Origin of the sequence: Tepidimonas alkaliphilus (genome assembly GCF_007556595.1) — a bacterium.
In the GTDB taxonomy this organism is placed as follows: Bacteria; Pseudomonadota; Gammaproteobacteria; order Burkholderiales; family Burkholderiaceae_C; genus Tepidimonas; species Tepidimonas alkaliphila.
The window spans coordinates 168,529-184,202 of sequence record NZ_VJNB01000003.1; the positions used below are offsets into that span (position 1 = coordinate 168,529).

Consider the following 15,674-nt stretch of genomic DNA (forward strand, 5'->3'; position numbering starts at 1 on the left):
GCCTCCTCACGCGGGATCGGCCTCACGCTGCAGCGCCTCGATCGTCTCCACGAGCAGCAGCCAGCGTTCCTCGGCGGCGGCCAGTTCCGCCTCCAGCGCCTTCAGCCGCCGGCCCGCCTCGGCGATGGTGGCGCCGTCGCGCAAGCTGGCCAGCGTCTCCTGCAGCTCGGCCTGTTCGGCCTGCAGCGCCGCCATGCGCGCCTCCAGCGCCTGCTGCTCGCGCTGGTGCGGGCGCAGCCGCTCGGCCAGGCGCTGGCGCTGCTGCGCCTGCAGCCGGCGGCGTTCCTGCGGCGCCAGGGCCGGTTCGGCGGCGTGCGCGGCGGACGGGCGTGCACCGCCGGCGGGCCCGGAGTCGCTCTTGCGCGAGGCGGCCAGCGCCTCGCGCCGCTGGCGCGCCACCTCCTGCAGGTGGCGCTGGTAGTCGTCCAGGTCGCCGTCGAACGGCTGCAGCCGCCCTGCGGCCACCAGCCAGAACGTGTCGCAGACGCGGCGCAGCAGCGCGCGGTCGTGGCTGACCAGCAGCACGGTGCCGTCGAAGCCGGCCAGCGCCAGCGCCAGCGCCTCGCGCGTGGCCAGGTCGAGGTGGTTGGTCGGCTCGTCCAGCAGCAGCAGGTTGGGGCGCTGCCACACCAGCAGCGCCAGTACCAGGCGCGCCTTTTCGCCGCCGCTCATCGTGCCGACCGGCTGCAGCGCCGCCTCGCCGCCGAACTGAAAGCCGCCGAGGAAGCTGCGCAGGTCCTGCTCGCGCACCGACTGCCCCGGCAACAGGGCGCCGGCGGCCTCGGTGTCGCGCGCCAGCCGCTGCAGGTGCTCCAGCGGCGTCTCGTCGGTGCGCAGCACCTCCAGCTCCTGCTGCGCGAAGTAGCCGATGCGCAGCCCGCGGCCCGGCTGCAGCCGCCCCTGCAGCGGCGGCAGCACGCCGGCCAGCGTCTTGACCAGCGTGGACTTGCCCTGGCCGTTGGCGCCGAGGATGCCGATGCGCTGGCCCGGCAGCAGGCTGGCGCGCACGCCGTGCACGATCGGGCGCGCCTGCCCGCTGGCGGCGTCGCGGTAGCCGGCGGTGACGTCGTGCAGCACCAGCAGCGGGTTCGGCGGCGGGCCGGGTTCGGCGAACTCGAAGCTGAAGTCGGCCTCGGCCAGCACCGGCGCGACGCGCTCCATGCGCGCCAGCGCCTTTAAGCGGCTCTGCGCCTGGCGCGCCTTGGTGGCCTTGGCGCGGAAGCGTTCGACGAAGCGCTGCAGGTGGGCGATGCGCTCCTGCTGGCGTTCGAAGGCGGCCTGCTGCTGCGCCTGCTGCTGCGCGCGCTGCTCCTCGAAGGCGCTGTAGCCGCCGGCGTAGCGCGTCAGCCGTCCGCCTTCCAGGTGCAGCGTGACGCGCGTGACGGCGTCCAGAAATTCGCGGTCGTGGCTGATGACGATCAGCGTGCCGGGGTAGCGTTGCAGCCAGCCCTCCAGCCACACCAGCGCGTCGAGGTCGAGGTGGTTGGTCGGCTCATCCAGCAACAGCAGGTCGCTCGGGCTCATCAGCGCGCGCGCCAGCTGCAGCCGCATGCGCCAGCCGCCGGAGAAAGCGCCGACCGGCTGCTCGAGTTCCGCCGGCGCAAAGCCCAGCCCCAGCAGCAGCGCCTGGGCGCGCGCCGGCGCGTCGTGCGCGCCGGCGTCGGCCAGCCGCGCGTGCGCCAGCGCGATCGCCTCGCCGTCGCCGGCGGCCTCGGCGCCGGCCAGCGCCGCGCGCGCCTCGACCAGCCGGGCATCGCCGTCCAGCACGAATGCGGTGGCCGGCTGCGCGCCATCCGGCATGTGCTGCGCCACGTGGGCGGTGCGCCAGCCGCGCGGGCGCTGCAGTTCGCCGGCGTCCTCGTGCAGCTCGCCGAGCAGCAGCGCGAACAGGCTGGACTTGCCGGCGCCGTTGCGGCCCACCAGGCCGATCTTCTCGCCGGCGTGCAGCGTGACGCTGGCGCGCTCCAGCACCACCTTGGCGCCGCGGCGCAGCGTGACGTCGCGCAGCACGATCATGGCGCGCCCCGCTTCGGGTCGGGCGGCAGGTCGGCGCGCGCGGCCTGCAGCGCCGCGCGGGTGACGAGCAGCACCGCATCCGGCCCCGCGCTGGTGTGCAGCCACTCCACCGCCAGCGTCGGAAACGCCGCCTCGAAGTGCGCGCGCTCGTGGCCGATCTCCAGCACCAGCACGGCGTCTTCCTCCATGTGGTCGGCGGCGCGCGCCAGCAGGTGGCGCACGAAGTCCATGCCGTCGTCCCCGCCGTCCAGCGCCAGCGCCGGCTCGGCGCGGTATTCCGGCGGCAGCGCCGCCATGCTGGCGCGGTTGACGTAGGGCGGATTGCACAGGATCAGGTCCCAGCGCCCTTCCAGCCCGCACCAGCCGTCGGCCTGCCGCAGCCGGATGCGGTCCTGCAGCCCGTGGCGCGCCACGTTGCGCGCCGCCACCTCCAGCGCCTCGGCGCTGATGTCGGTGGCGTCCACCGTGACGTCGGGCCAGGCCAGCGCCGCCAGCACCGCCAGCGACCCGTTGCCGGTGCACAGGTCCAGCGCGCGCCGCGTGTGCGCGCCCAGCCACGGGTCGATCGCGTCGGCCTGCGGCGCCGCGGCGATGATCTCGGCGATCAGGCTGCGCGGCACGATCACGCGCTCATCGACGAAGAACGGCACGCCCTGCAGCCACGCCTCGCCAGTCAGGTAGGCGGCGGGCTTGCGCGTGCGGATGCGTTCTTCGATCAGCGCGCGCACCGTGGCGGCCTCGGTCTCCGTCACCGCACGCGCGCCTTCGGCGCTGAGATCCAGATCCAGCGGCAGCCCGAGCCGCCACAGCACCAGCCACGCGGCCTCGTCGCGCGCGCAAGTCGTACCGTGGCCGAAGCTGACGCCGGCCTCGGCTAGGCGCCGCTCGGCTTCGGCCACCAAGTCGCCCAAGGTCGGGCCCAACGGCGAAGATCGATCGGCGGTCATCGCGTGCGCTCCTCCACGATCAGCCAGCGCGAGCCTTCGCGCTGCAACACCAGGGTCTTGCGCACGCGCAGCTCGCGCTGGCCATCGGCACGGTAGCGCTGGATGAAGGTCACGCTGGCGCGCTGGCCGTCCAGGCGCACCCGCGGCTGCAACACTTCCACCTCGATGCGGCGCTTGTCTTCGATGCGTTGACGCCGTTGCGCTTCCCAAGCGGCGCGGCTCAGACCTGCTTCGGGTTGAAAGCGCGGATGGTAGTGCGCCAAGTAAGCTTTGACGTCGCGCGCGCTCCAGGCGCGGGCCCAGGACTGCACGGCTTGCAGCACGGGGCGCATCTCGGCGTTAGGGTTGGCGGACGCCTCCTCGGCGCCTTCTTCGCGGTGGCGCGCCGCTGGGGCAGCCGCCTGCACCGTCTCAGCAGGCCGCGCTGGCAGGGCGCCGGCGACGTGCTGCAAGCCGTCTTCGGCTTCGCGCAAAAACCAAGTGTGGCGCGCACCGTCGGGGGCGTCGGGACGGTATTCCACGCGCCAATACCGCTGGCCGTCGCGTTCGATCCAGCGTTGCACGCCGAGCCGGGTAAGGTCAAGGTCTTGACCGAGACGCTGGCGTGCCCACATCTGGATCAGCGCCAGTGCTTCGTCGCGCTCACGCTGGTGTTGGCCGGGCGGCAACCACTGCACGGAAGGCACGACCAGAACCGGGCTGTCGATGGCGTCGCGCAGCTCTATCAGCTGACGCATGTCCGGGTTGGCCAGCACAATGCAACCTTCGGAGGCCAGCGGATCGCGGGTATAGGTATCCGGCGGGCTGCCGTGCAACCAGATGCCGCTGCCGGTGCGTCCCAGCAGCCGATCGACGGGGTTGGGGTAGTCCAGCACCAGCGCGCCCGCGCCGTAAAACGCCGGCAACTCTTCAGCTGGACGTCGGCCAGTGATCCGATAGACCCCCAGCGGCGTTTTGTTGTCGCCTTCCACTTGTTTGCCGACCCCCGCTTTGCCGACCGAAATGTAAAAGCTGGACACCAGCTTGGGCGGGCCGTCGTCCTCAGGACGCTGAAACCAATACAGGCGCAAGGTGCTGGCATCCACCACGAATGCATGCCGGCTTTGGGGCGAGAACGTCACCAAGCCCGCAGGCCAAGCCGCCTCTGAGGGTAGATGATCCGGTGCGCGCAGACGCCGCTGCCATTCGTCGGCCAGCGCCTGCAGCGCGGGATCGCTGGGCTGCGCCGTGAGCTGGGAGCCAAGACCGGCGCGCACGCGTCGCACATCGGCCAGCAGCGCGTGCGCCAGCTTGAAGTGCGGCTCGCGCGCCACCAGCTCCATCAACAAGGACTCCGCCTGGCCAAGCTGCCCGTCCAACAACGCTTGGGATGCGGCCAGCAAGGCGCGTTCCGGTTCGGACAACAAGGCTGCGCCCGCCGGTGGCGGCGAGATCCCTGACGGCGTATCGGCTGCTGCGCGCGGCAATCCGCCGCCGCGGCCGTCTCGGGCGCTTAGCCACCACCAGGTGGCGGCGGGGATGGACAACAAAACCACTGCGGCGGCGCTAAGCCGCCACAGAGCCAAGGTTCGCATGGGGCTGCAGTTTAAAGGGTGCGCTCGCTGGCAATCAGCCAGCGCCCCCCTTGCTGCGTCAGCACCAGCTCCTTGCGGGTGCGGTTATCCAGCGAATCCGACCGATATTGCTGCACGAAGCGCACGGCCACCGAGCCATCGTTGCGCGGCTGAATTTGCACATCCGACAGCTCCACCTCGATGCGCTTGCGCGGCACGATGCGCGCGGTGCGTTCGTTGACCCACTGCTCGTGGCTCATGCCGTTTTTGGGCGTGTAGCGCGGCACGTAGCTTTCGACGTAGGCTTGGATGTCGCGCGCGCTCCAGGCGCGACGCCATTGCTCCAAGGCTTCGCGCACGGCCTGTTCCACATTGTCGCCAGAGGTTGGCGACGTGGGTTTGGCCGTCGGCGCCGGAGCCGGTGTCGGCGGGTTGGCGGCAGGCGCAGCCGCGGCGGACGAGCCAGAGGCCGAAGCGGGAGCGGCGGCCGCCGCCGGGGCCGTCGCCGCAGGCGTCAGCGCCACCACCTGGTTGATCAAGCGCAGCTTGGGCTGCAGCTCTTTTTTCGGTTGCAGGTTAAGCGCCCGCGCATAGGATTGGCTGGCCAGCTTGGCGTAGATGTCGCCCAGGTTTTCGTAAGCCGTGGCGTAGCTAGGGTTGGTCTTGATGGCCATTTCCAGCACCGCGCGGGCTTTGTCAAAGTCGCCATCGGCAGCGTAGAGCACCGCCAGGTTGTTGTAAGGCTCGGGCAGCTGGGGATGATCGACAATGAGGTTTTGGAAAATCGTGCGGGCGTCCTTGCTGCGGCCGGTTTCGGCCAGGATGACCCCCTTGAGCAGCAACAACTGCGGATCTTTGGGGTTGGCGGCCAATTGCTCTTCCAGCATGGAGAGGGCCTGCGTGCTTTTGCCGCTGCGATAGGCGGCCAGCGCCGCCTCAGGGGTCGAGGCCCATGCGCTTGCCCAAGCGCACGCCGCGCCGAGGGCCAGGCAGGACAGTTTCCAGGCTCGGGTTACCGACAACATCATGGAGCGTTCGATCGCGAAATGATCAGGCGGTCTGGGACAGCCGCTGCAGGGTGCGATGATACACAAGTGTCAAAGTTTCCAGATCGGCCAGCGCGACGTGCTCATCGACCTTGTGGATCGACGCATTCGGGGGGCCTAGCTCCACCACTTGCGGGCAAAGGGCGGCGATGAAGCGCCCGTCGCTGGTGCCGCCCGAGGTGGACAGCTCTGGGGTCAGCCCGGTGACATCCTGAACGGCTGCGGTGACCGCCTCCACCAGCGTGCCACGGGGGGTTAGAAACGGCAAACCACCCACCGTCCACGTGAGGTCGTAGTCCTCGCCAGGCCGCAAGCCGTGGCGGTGCAGCACGCTCTCGAAGCGCGCCTGCAGCCCGGCTGCCGTGGAGGCGGTGCCGAACCGAAAGTTGAAGTCCAGCGTGACGCTGCCGGGGATGACGTTGCTGGCGCCGGTGCCGCCGTGGATGTTGCTGACCTGCCAGCTGGTGGGCTGGAAGTGTTCGTTGCCGTCGTCCCAGCGAGTGGCCGCCCATTCCGCCAGCGCGGGCGCCAGCAGGTGGATCGGGTTGCGCGCCAGGTGCGGGTAGGCGATGTGGCCCTGGATGCCCCTGACCGTGAGCCGTCCGCTCATCGTGCCACGGCGGCCGTTCTTGATCATGTCGCCGGTGCGCTGCACGCTGGTGGGCTCGCCGACGATGCACCAGTCCAGCCGCTGGCCGCGCTGGCGCAGCAGCTCGCACACCGCCGCAGTGCCGTCGCGGGCCGGCCCTTCCTCGTCGCTGGTGAGCAGGAAAGCCAGCGCCAGCGGCGCGTCGGTCTGCTCGGCCACAAAGCGTTCCACCGCCACCACCATGGCCGCCAGCGAGCCTTTCATGTCGGCTGCTCCGCGGCCCCACAAGCAGCCATCCCGCACCACGGGCTCAAAAGGGTCGCTGCGCCAGCGCTCGCGCGGCCCCGGCGGCACCACATCGGTGTGACCGGCCAGCACCAGCACTGGCGCCTGGGGCGTGGGCCCCGGGCGCAGCGCCCACAAGTTGGTGACGCGAAAATCCGCCGGGCCGCGCTCGATGGTTTCGCAGACAAAGCCCAGCGCGCGCAATCGCTCGGCCAGCAAAGCTTGGCAGCCCGCATCGTCGGGCGTGATCGAGGGGCGGCGCATCAGCGCTTGCGCCAATTCCAAAGTGGCCGTCATCGGATGCTCGTCCAGATGAGCCCGGCAGGCTCAAGGGTTGTTGGAAGAAGGGGGCAAAAAGCCCTCGAAGGAGGGGCCCGCGCGTCCGCTTGCGCCTTGGGGTTCGGCCTGGGCGCGGGCGCGATCGTCGTGCTGCAGCCGCCACAGCAGGTTGTTGGGCGAGTCGGCGTGCGCCAGCCCTTCTTCGCGTGTGATGCGACCGGACAGAATCAACCGCGCCAGATCGGCTTCGAAGGTCTGCGATTCTTCCGCCAACGATTGTTCCAGCGCTTCGCGCACGCCGAAGAAGTCGCCTTTTTCAATCAGCTCGCTGATGAGCCGCGTGTTGACCAACACCTCCACCGCCGGCGCCAGTCCTCCCTCCACGGTGCGCAACAGCCGTTGCGAAACGATGGCCTGCAACGAGGAGGCCAGGTCGTTGAGCATGGTGGGCCGCACTTCTACCGGATAGAAGTTGAGGATGCGGTTGAGCGCCTGGTAGCTGTTGCTGGCGTGCAAGGTGGCCAACACCAAATGCCCCGACTGCGCGTAGGCCAGCGCCAGCGACATGGTTTCCCGGTCGCGGATTTCGCCGATCAACAGCACATCAGGCGCTTGACGCAGGGCGTTTTTGAGCGCCACGTGCAGCGAGGCGGTGTCGGTGCCGACTTCGCGTTGGTTGACGATGCTTTTTTTGTTGCGAAAAAGGTATTCGATCGGGTCCTCGATGGTCAGGATGTGGCCGCTGACTTGTTCGTTGCGATGATCCAGCAACGCCGCCAGCGTCGTGCTCTTGCCTGAGCCGGTGGCGCCCACCACCAGCATCAGGCCGCGCTTGGCCATGATCAAGCGCGTCAGCACCGGCGGAATGCCGAGCTCGCTGACCTTGGGGATCTGTCCGCTGACGTAGCGCACCACCACCGCGCAGGTGCCGCGCTGGCGCATGGCGCTGATGCGAAACCGCCCCACTTCGGCCAAAGGGATGGCGATGTTGAGCTCGCCGCTGCGGTCAAACTCGTGCAGCTGCTCGGGGCTGACCACCTCCGCCAGCAGCCGGTAGGGGCCGTCGGCGGGCAGCGGCTGCTCATCCACGGGCTGGGTAATGCCGTTGACTTTGATCAGCGCGGGCGAGGCAGCCGACAGATAGAGATCCGACGCCTTGCGCAGCGCCATGAGCCGCAGCAGCTGCTGCATCGATTCCATGGGTGTGCCAGAAGCGGCTGGGTTGCGGGCTGGGGTCAGTCGCGCAGCAATTCGTTGAGGCTGGTCTTGGCGCGCGTCTGCGCGTCCACGCGCTTGACGATGATGGCGGCATACAGACTGTAGCGGCCCCCGTCTTTGGGCAGGCTGCCGCTGATGACCACCGAGCCGGCTGGCACCCGTCCGTAGAGGATCTCGCCCGTGGTGCGGTCGTAGATCGGCGTGCTCTGGCCGATATACACCCCCATCGAGATGACGGAGTTTTCCTCGACGATGACGCCCTCGACGATTTCGGAGCGCGCGCCGATGAAGCAGTTGTCCTCGATGATGGTCGGGTTGGCCTGCAGCGGCTCCAGCACGCCGCCCAGGCCCACGCCGCCGGAGAGGTGCACGTTCTTGCCGACCTGGGCGCAGGAACCGACCGTGGCCCAGGTATCCACCATCGTGCCTTCATCGACGTAAGCGCCGATGTTGACGTAGCTTGGCATCAGGATCGCGCCCTTGGCGATGAAGCTGCCGCGGCGCGCCACCGCTGGCGGCACCACGCGCACGCCAGTGGCGGCCAACTCCTGCGGGCTCATGCCGCCGAATTTGGTCGGCACCTTGTCGAAGAACGCCAGATCGCCGGCGCGCATGACCTCGTTGTCGCGCAGCCGGAAGCTCAGCAGCACCGCCTTCTTGATCCACTGGTGCACGGTCCACTGGCCCACACCGTGGCGCGTGGCCACGCGCAGGCGGCCGGCGTCCAGCTCGGCGATGACGTGCTCGACGGCCTCCACGACCTCCTTCGGGGCGCTGCTGGCGCTCAGCTGCGCGCGGTTGTCCCAGGCGTTCTCGATGATGCGTTGCAGTTGGTCGGTCATGGTCGGTGGTGGAGAAGGGTGGAGGAATCCAACGGGGAGGAAGACCGGGGCCGCGCTCAGCCGCGCGCGCAGCGCACGATGCGCTCGGCGGCTTCGACGCATTCGTCGAGCCCCGCCACCAGCGCCAGCCGCACCCGGCCGGCGCCGGGATTGTGCCCTTGGTGCGTGCGCGCAAGGAAGCTGCCCGGCAAAACCGTCACATTGTATTGGGCCAGCAGTTCGCGCGCGAAGGCGGCATCGTCACCCCCAAAGCGCGCCGGCACCCCGGCCCAGAGGTAGAAGCCCGCATCGGGCAGGCGCACGTCCATCACCTCGGCCAGCATCGGCGTGACGCGCTCGAACTTGGCGCGGTAGAGCAGGCGGTTGGCCTGCACGTGCGCCTCGTCGGCCCAGGCCGCGGCGCTGGCCTGCTGCACCGCCAGGCTCATCGCACTGCCGTGGTAGGTGCGGTAGAGGGTGAAGGCGCGGATGAGCTGCGCGTCGCCGGCGACGAAGCCGCTGCGCAGGCCCGGCGCGTTGCTGCGCTTGGAGAGGCTGGTCAGCATGATCAGGCGGCGCAAGTCCCGCCGGCCGAGCCGCCAGGCGGCCTGCAGCGCCCCCAGCGGCGGCTCGTCGCCGAAGTAGATCTCGCTGTAGCACTCGTCGCTGGCGATGACGAAGCCATGGCGGTCGCTGAGTTCGAACAGCCGCGCCCATTCCTCCAGCGGCATCACGGCGCCGGTTGGGTTGCCCGGCGAGCAGGCATAAACCAAGCGCGTGCGCGCCCAGATCTCGGGTGGCACGCGATCCCAGTCGGTGGCGAAGTTGCGCGCCGGGTCGCTTGGCGCGTACCACGGCGTGGCCCCGGCCAGCAGCGCCGCGCCCTCGTAGATCTGGTAGAAGGGATTGGGGCAGACGACCACCGGCTCGGCTCCGGCGGCGAACGCGCGCGGATCCAGCACCACCTGCGCCAGCGCGAACAGCGCCTCGCGCGAACCCAGCGTCGGCAGCACCTGCGTGGCTGCATCGACTTCCACGCCGTAGCGCCGCGCCAGCCACGTCGCGCACGCCTGCCGCAGCGCCGGCGTGCCGGCCGTGGCCGGGTAGGCCGAAAGCCCCCCTTCGGCGTCGATGGCGGCGTGCAGCGCGTCCTTGAGCACCGCCGGCGTCGGGTGGCGCGGCTCGCCGATGCCGAGGTTGATCGGACGGTAAGCCGGGTTGGGCGTCAGGTCCGCGGTCAGCGCGCGCAGGCGCTCGAACGGATAAGGCTGCAGGCGCTGCAGCAGGGGGTTGCCAGCCAACGTCATGGGGCGCAATGGTAGCGGCTGGAGGGGCGGGTCGCGGCGGCGCGGTCTCTTACACTCTCGCCCCGTGCGTTTGCAGACCATCAAACTCTCAGGGTTCAAATCGTTCGCCGAGCCCACCACCATCCAGCTGCCAGGGCAGCTGGTCGGCGTGGTGGGCCCCAACGGTTGCGGCAAGTCCAACATCATCGACGCCGTGCGCTGGGTGCTGGGCGAGTCGCGCGCCAGCGAGCTGCGCGGCGAGACCATGCAGGACGTCATCTTCAATGGCACGACCACGCGCAAGCCGGCGCAACGCGCCAGCGTCGAGTTGGTGTTTGACAACAGCGCGCGTCGAGCCAGCGGCCCGTGGAACGCCTACGCCGAAATCGCGGTGCGCCGCGTGCTGACGCGCGACGGCGCCAGCAGCTACTTCATCAACAACCAGCCGGTGCGGCGCCGCGACGTGCAGGACGTCTTCATGGGCACCGGCTTGGGGCCGCGCGCTTACGCCATCATCGGCCAGGGCACGATCAGCCGCATCATCGAAAGCCGCCCGGAGGAGCTGCGCTTGTTTCTGGAGGAAGCCGCCGGCGTCTCCAAATACAAAGAGCGGCGCCGCGAAACCGCCGCCCGGCTGGCCGACACGCGCGACAACCTCACGCGCGTCGAAGATATCTTGCGCGAATTGCAGGGGCAGCTGCAGCGCCTGCAGGCGCAAGCGGAAGTGGCCCAGCGCTACCAACAGCTGCAAGCGCAGCTGCAGCGCCGCCAGCAGCAGCTGTGGTGGCTCAAAGCCGAGGAAGCGCAGGCGCAACGCGACCGGGTGCGGGCGCAAGGGGGGCAGGCCGTGGCCGCACTGGAGCAGCAGGCCGCGCAGCTGCAGCTGGCGCAGGCGCAGGCCGCCGACCTGCGCCAAGCCCAGCAAGCGGCGGCGGAGGCGTTGCACCGCGCGCAGGGGCGCGTCTATGAGGCCGGCGCGGAGGTGGCGCGACTGCACGCCGAACTGCGCTTTGCGGCGCAGAGCCGTCAGCAGGCTGAGCAACGCTGCCAAAGCTTGCAGCAGCAGCTCAACCAGTGGGTCGAGCGCGCCGCGCTGGCCGGCGAAGAAGAGCAGGCGCTGCAGGCGCAGCAGGAGGAGGCGGCGGAGGAAGCCGAGCGTCTGGCTGCGCAAATCGAGGAGTTGCAGCCCCGCTTGGAAGCGCTGCAGCAGGCGCGCGCCCAAGCGCAGGCGCAACTGCAGCAGCGGCGCGCCCGCGTGCACGAGTTGCAGCGCGAGCTCAGCGCGCTGGCCGCCGAGCAGCGTGGCCTGCTCGAGCAGCGGCAAGCCGTGCAGGCGCGCTATGACCGTGCCATGCGCGAAGCGCAGCGGGCGCAAGCGCCGGATCCGCAGCACCTGCGTCATTGGCAGGTTGAGGAGCAAGCGGCGGCGGAGGCGTTGGCGCAAGCGCAGGCGCGGCTGGCGCACCTGCAAGAGGAAGCGCTGCCCGCTGCGGATGAAGCCCGCGCCGCAGCCGAACGCAGCGTGCGCGAGGAGGCGGCCCGTGAAGCCGACTTGCAGGCCCGCTACAACGCCTTGCGCGCGTTGCACGACAAGCTGCAGCATGATGAGCGGCTGCACCCTTGGCTGCGCGCCCAGGGGTTGGACGGCCTGCGCGCGCTGTGGCACGACTTGCCCAGCGACACCGGTTGGGAAACCGCCTTGGAGGCGGCGTTGCGCGAGCGGGTGCGCGCCTTGCCGGTGCAAGCGTTGGATGCCTTGGCCGGTTTGCGCCACGACCCGCCGCCGGCGCGGCTGGCGTTCTATGCCCGTGGCGGCGCAGCGGGGCCGTCCAGCAAGCAGTCGCCTCCGGGCGGCTGCGTGCCGTTGGCCGAGCACTTGCGCCTGCATGACGCGGCGCTGCACGCCGTGCTGGCGGACTGGCTGCACGGCTGCTGGGCCGCGCCGGATCTGACGGCGGCGCTGAGCGCGCGCGCCGCGCTGGCGGCGGGTGAGCGCATTTACACCCCGCAGGGCCACAGCGTGGGGCGCTTCGACGTGGTGTTTTACGCTGCTGACGAGCCGCAAGCGGGCTTGCTGGCGCGCGCACACGAACTCGAGCAGCTGCAGCGCGCCGCGCACGCGCAGGCGCTGGTGCACGAGCAGGCGCGCTTGGCCTTGCAACGCGCTGACGCCCGCTTGGCCGAACTTCGAGCGGCGCAGGAGTCGGCGCGGCGCGACCTGGCGCAGGCGCAGCAGCGTCACCACGGCGCGCAGTTGGAACGCCTGCGCGCGGAACAAGCCCTGCGCGAGGCCGAACGGCACGCCGAGCGCCTGCAAGCGGAGCGGGCTGAACTGGAGCAGACGCTGCAAGAGCTCCAGCAGCGCGCGGCTGATGCGCAAGCGCGTCTGGAAGCCTCGGATCAGGCGCTGGCTGAAGCGCAGGAAGCCCTGGTGCAGGCCGAAGATGAGGCTGCCGGCGCGGAGGCTGCGCTGCAGCGCACGCAGGAGCAGATGCGCGTGCTGGAGCGGCGCGCGCAGGAGGCCGACTTCGCCTGCCGCAGCCTGGCGCAGCGCCGCGACGAGCTGCGCCGCACCCAAACCACCGCCGAAGCGCAGCAGCGCGAGTTGAGCCAGCAGCTGGCCGCCCTGCAAGCCGAGCTGCAACGCCACGACGACCCTGCGCTGGAGCAAGCCCTGCAGGCTGCCCTGCAACGCCAAAGCGAGGCGGAAACGGCGCTGGCGGCGTGTCGCAGCCGCCACGATGACTTGGCCGCGCAGCTCAGGGCGGCGGAAGAGCAGCGCTTGCGCGCCGAGCAGGCGCTTGAGCCGTTGCGCCAGCGCATCACCGAGCTGCAACTCCAGGAGCAAGCCGCCGAGCTGGCGCGCCAACAACACGCCCAAGCGCTGGCCGAGACGGGGGCCGACCCCGAAGCGGTGGCCGCCAGCATCGTCGCCGACGGCGTGCGCGCCTCCGCTCTGCCCGGCGAGATCGAGCGGCTGCAGCGCGACATCGCCGCGCTGGGCGCGGTCAACCTCGCGGCGCTGGAGGAGCTGGGCGCCGCGCGCGAGCGCGAGCAATTTTTGCGCCAGCAGTCCGACGACCTGCGCCAGGCCATCGCCACGCTGGAAGACGCCATCCGCCGCATCGACCAGGAGACGCGCGACCTGCTGGCGCAGACCTTCCACACCGTCAACGAGCACTTCGGGCGCATGTTTCCGGAGCTGTTCGGCGGCGGGCAGGCGCGCCTGATCATGACCGGCGAGGAGATCCTCGACGCCGGCGTGCAGGTGATGGCGCAGCCGCCCGGCAAGCGCAACCAGACCATTCACCTCTTGTCCGGCGGCGAAAAGGCGCTGACCGCCATTGCCCTGGTGTTCGCGATCTTCCAGCTCAACCCGGCGCCGTTCTGTCTGCTCGACGAGGTGGACGCCCCGCTGGACGACGCCAACACCGAGCGCTACGCCCGCCTGGTCACGCGCATGAGCCGCGACACGCAGTTCCTCTTCATTAGCCACAACCGTATCGCGATGGAGATGGCGCAGCAGCTCATCGGCGTGACGATGCAGGAGCAGGGCGTCTCGCGCATCGTTGCGGTGGATCTGCAGCAGGCCGTCTCGATGATGGACAATGCGGCGCCATGAACGATGCGTCGTTGCTGATGGCACTGGCCGGCGCGGGAGCCGGCGTGTGGCTTGCGGTGTGGGCCTACCACCGTTGGCGGCTGCGCCGCCTGGCGCCGCGTCGGGCGACCGCGGAGCCGGCCCCGCAGCCTGAGGAAGGGGGGCGGCTGGAGCCCGTTTTGGAGCCCTCCCAAGTTCCTGCAACTGCGCAAGAGGCGCCGCAGCGCGTGCTGTCGCCGCGCATCGATGCGCTGGTGGAATTGCGGCTGGAGCGCGTGTGCAGCGGCGAGGCGGTGCTGGCGGCGCTGCCGGCCAGCCGGCGGGCCGGCAGCAAGCCCCTTTGGGTGGAGGGCTGGCCGGAGCAGGCTGCGTCTGAGGCGGACGCCTGGGAGTTGCCGCGGGCGGGCCAGCGCTACAGCCGCTTGCGCGCCGGTGTGCAGTTGGCCAACCGCAATGGCGCCCTCAACGAAATCGAATATTCCGAGTTTGTGCAAAAAGTCACGCAGTGGGCCGAGCATCTGCAGGCGGCAGCGGATTTTCCCGATATGCTGGCCGTGGTGCAGCGCGCGCGCGAGCTGGATCAATTTGCGGCGGCGCACGACGCCCAGCTGGCGCTGACGCTGCGCGCGCGCCGCGCGGCCTGGAACCCAGGTTATGTGACGCAGCACGCTTTGCGTTTGGGCTTTGTGCACGGGGCGCTGCCGGGGCGCATGGTCTATGCGGCGGCGGACGGCACGCCGATGGTCGGTTTGCAGTTCGAAACCCAAGCGGCGCTGGCCGACGACCCGGAGCTGGCCGTGCTGCGCGAGGTGCGCTTGACCCTGGACGTACCCCACGTGCCGGCGGAGCTGGAGCCGTTTGCGCGCCTGCGCGAGCTGGCGCAGGCGCTGGCCCGCGCCATGGAGGGCTGGCTCAGCGACGAAGCCGGGCAGCCGCTCAGCGACGAAGCGCTGGATGCCATCGCCGCCCAGCTGCGCCAGCTCTACCAACGCCTGGACGAGGCTGGACTGTCGGCTGGGTCGGCTGCAGCGCGACGCTTGTTCAGCTAAGGGGTGGAGGCGCAACCTGCGGAACGATCGCTGTTGAGCAACGCGGCGGCGGTGGGCTGGGCCAGCGCTTCCACGCGGGCCAATGCGCGCTGCGCCTCATCGGTCGCGCCGGCTCGGGCGGCGTGCTCCAACTGGGCCGCCGCGGCAGCCATGGCCAGCGCCCCCACGCTGCGGCTGCTGCCTTTGAGCGTGTGCGCGGCGCGCACGGCTTGATTTCCAAGACCCTGTTGGCACGCCTGCTTGAGTTGGGTGATTTCTGCTGCCAGCCCCCGGGCATACTCTTGCACGAGCGCGCGCACCTCCTGGCCCAGCAGCGTTTCCATCGCTTGCAGATGCGCCCAGTCCACCAACGGGACGGCGGGGTCGTCCGCGCCGGCGGCCGGGAGGGCGTTGGGGCGGGCTGCAGGCTCCATCATGCGATGTCGGCGGTGTGCACGCCAAACGCGCCGCGGCGGCGGTCGTCGAAGTAGCGTTGCAGCGTCTCAGCCACGGTCCGAAAGGCCAGCTCCTCCCAGGGAATCTCGTGCTCGGCGAAAAGGCGCGCTTCCATGGTCTCATGCCCTGGCGCGAAGCGGTCGCTCAGCAGCCGCGCCCGATAGTAAATATGCACTTGGCCGACGCGCGCCACATTGAGCAGCGTGAACAACCCTTCGAGCTCGACCTCGGCGCCGGCCTCCTCGCGCGTCTCGCGCAGCGCGCCTTGCGCGGTGGTCTCACCCAGCTCCATGAAGCCCGCCGGCAGCGTCCACTTGCCGCGCCGCGGCTCGATCGCGCGGCGGCACAGCAGCACCCGCTCGCCCCAGACTGGCACCGTGCCCACGATGTTGAGCGGGTTCTCATAGTGGATCGTGCCGCAGGCCGGACAGACCGCGCGCACGCGGGTGTCTCCGTCGTCGGGGATGCGGTGCTCCACCGCCGCGGCGCAGGCACGACAAAAGCGGATCGAGCGGGCTGCCATGTCGCGCTAGTGTAGCCGCGGCGGCG

Annotated in this window: 12 protein-coding genes; 2 read left to right on the forward strand and 10 right to left on the reverse strand. The window is 70.3% G+C overall.

Annotated features, from left to right (window positions below):
* Positions 1 to 6: 6 nt before the first annotated feature.
* From Talka_RS04420 to dapC, 8 genes are all read right to left on the reverse strand, one after another.
* Entirely contained in the window at positions 7 to 2,016 is a 2,010-nt protein-coding gene (locus tag Talka_RS04420) for an ABC-F family ATP-binding cassette domain-containing protein (protein WP_143889905.1), read from the reverse strand.
* On the reverse strand, positions 2,013 to 2,963 hold the full coding sequence (prmB, locus tag Talka_RS04425) for a 50S ribosomal protein L3 N(5)-glutamine methyltransferase (protein WP_143889906.1): 951 nt from the start codon (positions 2,961 to 2,963) through the stop codon (positions 2,013 to 2,015). The genes Talka_RS04420 and prmB overlap by 4 nt, the downstream gene beginning before the upstream one ends.
* Complete coding sequence (locus Talka_RS04430; protein WP_221933854.1) at positions 2,960 to 4,369, reverse strand: L,D-transpeptidase family protein; 1,410 nt, start codon at positions 4,367 to 4,369, stop codon at positions 2,960 to 2,962. Before Talka_RS04430 ends, prmB begins: the two co-directional genes overlap by 4 nt.
* Before the next feature lie 179 nt (positions 4,370 to 4,548).
* The gene (locus tag Talka_RS04435; protein ID WP_143889908.1) at positions 4,549 to 5,544 is read right to left on the reverse strand and encodes a L,D-transpeptidase Cds6 family protein; all 996 of its coding nucleotides are present in this window, start codon (positions 5,542 to 5,544) and stop codon (positions 4,549 to 4,551) included.
* 22 nt (positions 5,545 to 5,566) lie between these two features.
* Complete coding sequence (dapE, locus tag Talka_RS04440) at positions 5,567 to 6,733, reverse strand: succinyl-diaminopimelate desuccinylase (RefSeq protein ID WP_143889909.1); 1,167 nt, start codon at positions 6,731 to 6,733, stop codon at positions 5,567 to 5,569.
* A 30-nt stretch (positions 6,734 to 6,763) separates the two neighbouring features.
* A complete protein-coding gene (locus Talka_RS04445; RefSeq protein WP_143889910.1) occupies positions 6,764 to 7,915 on the reverse strand; it encodes a PilT/PilU family type 4a pilus ATPase in 1,152 nt (383 codons plus the stop codon).
* A 35-nt stretch (positions 7,916 to 7,950) separates the two neighbouring features.
* Complete coding sequence (gene dapD / locus Talka_RS04450) at positions 7,951 to 8,775, reverse strand: 2,3,4,5-tetrahydropyridine-2,6-dicarboxylate N-succinyltransferase (protein WP_143889911.1); 825 nt, start codon at positions 8,773 to 8,775, stop codon at positions 7,951 to 7,953.
* Between the two features lie 56 nt (positions 8,776 to 8,831).
* Positions 8,832 to 10,061, reverse strand: coding sequence for a succinyldiaminopimelate transaminase (gene dapC / locus Talka_RS04455; protein WP_143889912.1), 1,230 nt, complete (start codon positions 10,059 to 10,061; stop codon positions 8,832 to 8,834).
* 64 nt (positions 10,062 to 10,125) lie between these two features.
* On the opposite strand from dapC, the gene smc reads away from it, so the two are divergent.
* Positions 10,126 to 13,662 (forward strand): chromosome segregation protein SMC, encoded by a 3,537-nt coding sequence (gene smc, locus Talka_RS04460; RefSeq protein ID WP_143889913.1) that lies wholly within the window; start codon positions 10,126 to 10,128, stop codon positions 13,660 to 13,662.
* Positions 13,659 to 14,690: a cell division protein ZipA C-terminal FtsZ-binding domain-containing protein gene (locus Talka_RS04465; protein ID WP_143889914.1), complete on the forward strand. Its 1,032-nt coding sequence runs from the start codon at positions 13,659 to 13,661 to the stop codon at positions 14,688 to 14,690. Before smc ends, Talka_RS04465 begins: the two co-directional genes overlap by 4 nt.
* Here Talka_RS04465 and Talka_RS04470 read toward each other — a convergent pair.
* Complete coding sequence (locus Talka_RS04470) at positions 14,687 to 15,106, reverse strand: Hpt domain-containing protein (protein ID WP_143889915.1); 420 nt, start codon at positions 15,104 to 15,106, stop codon at positions 14,687 to 14,689. The two genes, Talka_RS04465 and Talka_RS04470, sit on opposite strands and share 4 nt — an antisense overlap.
* Positions 15,103 to 15,648, reverse strand: a complete 546-nt coding sequence (locus tag Talka_RS04475; RefSeq protein WP_143889916.1) for an NUDIX hydrolase — start codon at positions 15,646 to 15,648, stop codon at positions 15,103 to 15,105. The genes Talka_RS04470 and Talka_RS04475 overlap by 4 nt, the downstream gene beginning before the upstream one ends.
* Between the last annotated feature and the right edge of the window lie 26 nt (positions 15,649 to 15,674).

Excerpts from the sequence above, each read along its gene's own strand:
- Talka_RS04435 (WP_143889908.1), bottom strand. The coding sequence starts at position 5,544 with ATGATGTTGTCGGTAACCCGAGCCTGGAAACTGTCCTGCCTGGCCCTC.
- prmB (WP_143889906.1), bottom strand. The coding sequence starts at position 2,963 with ATGACCGCCGATCGATCTTCGCCGTTGGGCCCGACCTTGGGCGACTTG.
- Talka_RS04475 (WP_143889916.1), bottom strand. The coding sequence starts at position 15,648 with ATGGCAGCCCGCTCGATCCGCTTTTGTCGTGCCTGCGCCGCGGCGGTG.
- Talka_RS04420 (WP_143889905.1), bottom strand. The coding sequence starts at position 2,016 with ATGATCGTGCTGCGCGACGTCACGCTGCGCCGCGGCGCCAAGGTGGTG.
- Talka_RS04470 (WP_143889915.1), bottom strand. The coding sequence starts at position 15,106 with ATGATGGAGCCTGCAGCCCGCCCCAACGCCCTCCCGGCCGCCGGCGCG.
- Talka_RS04445 (WP_143889910.1), bottom strand. The coding sequence starts at position 7,915 with ATGGAATCGATGCAGCAGCTGCTGCGGCTCATGGCGCTGCGCAAGGCG.
- dapD (WP_143889911.1), bottom strand. The coding sequence starts at position 8,775 with ATGACCGACCAACTGCAACGCATCATCGAGAACGCCTGGGACAACCGC.
- dapE (WP_143889909.1), bottom strand. The coding sequence starts at position 6,733 with ATGACGGCCACTTTGGAATTGGCGCAAGCGCTGATGCGCCGCCCCTCG.
- Talka_RS04465 (WP_143889914.1), top strand. The coding sequence starts at position 13,659 with ATGAACGATGCGTCGTTGCTGATGGCACTGGCCGGCGCGGGAGCCGGC.
- dapC (WP_143889912.1), bottom strand. The coding sequence starts at position 10,061 with ATGACGTTGGCTGGCAACCCCCTGCTGCAGCGCCTGCAGCCTTATCCG.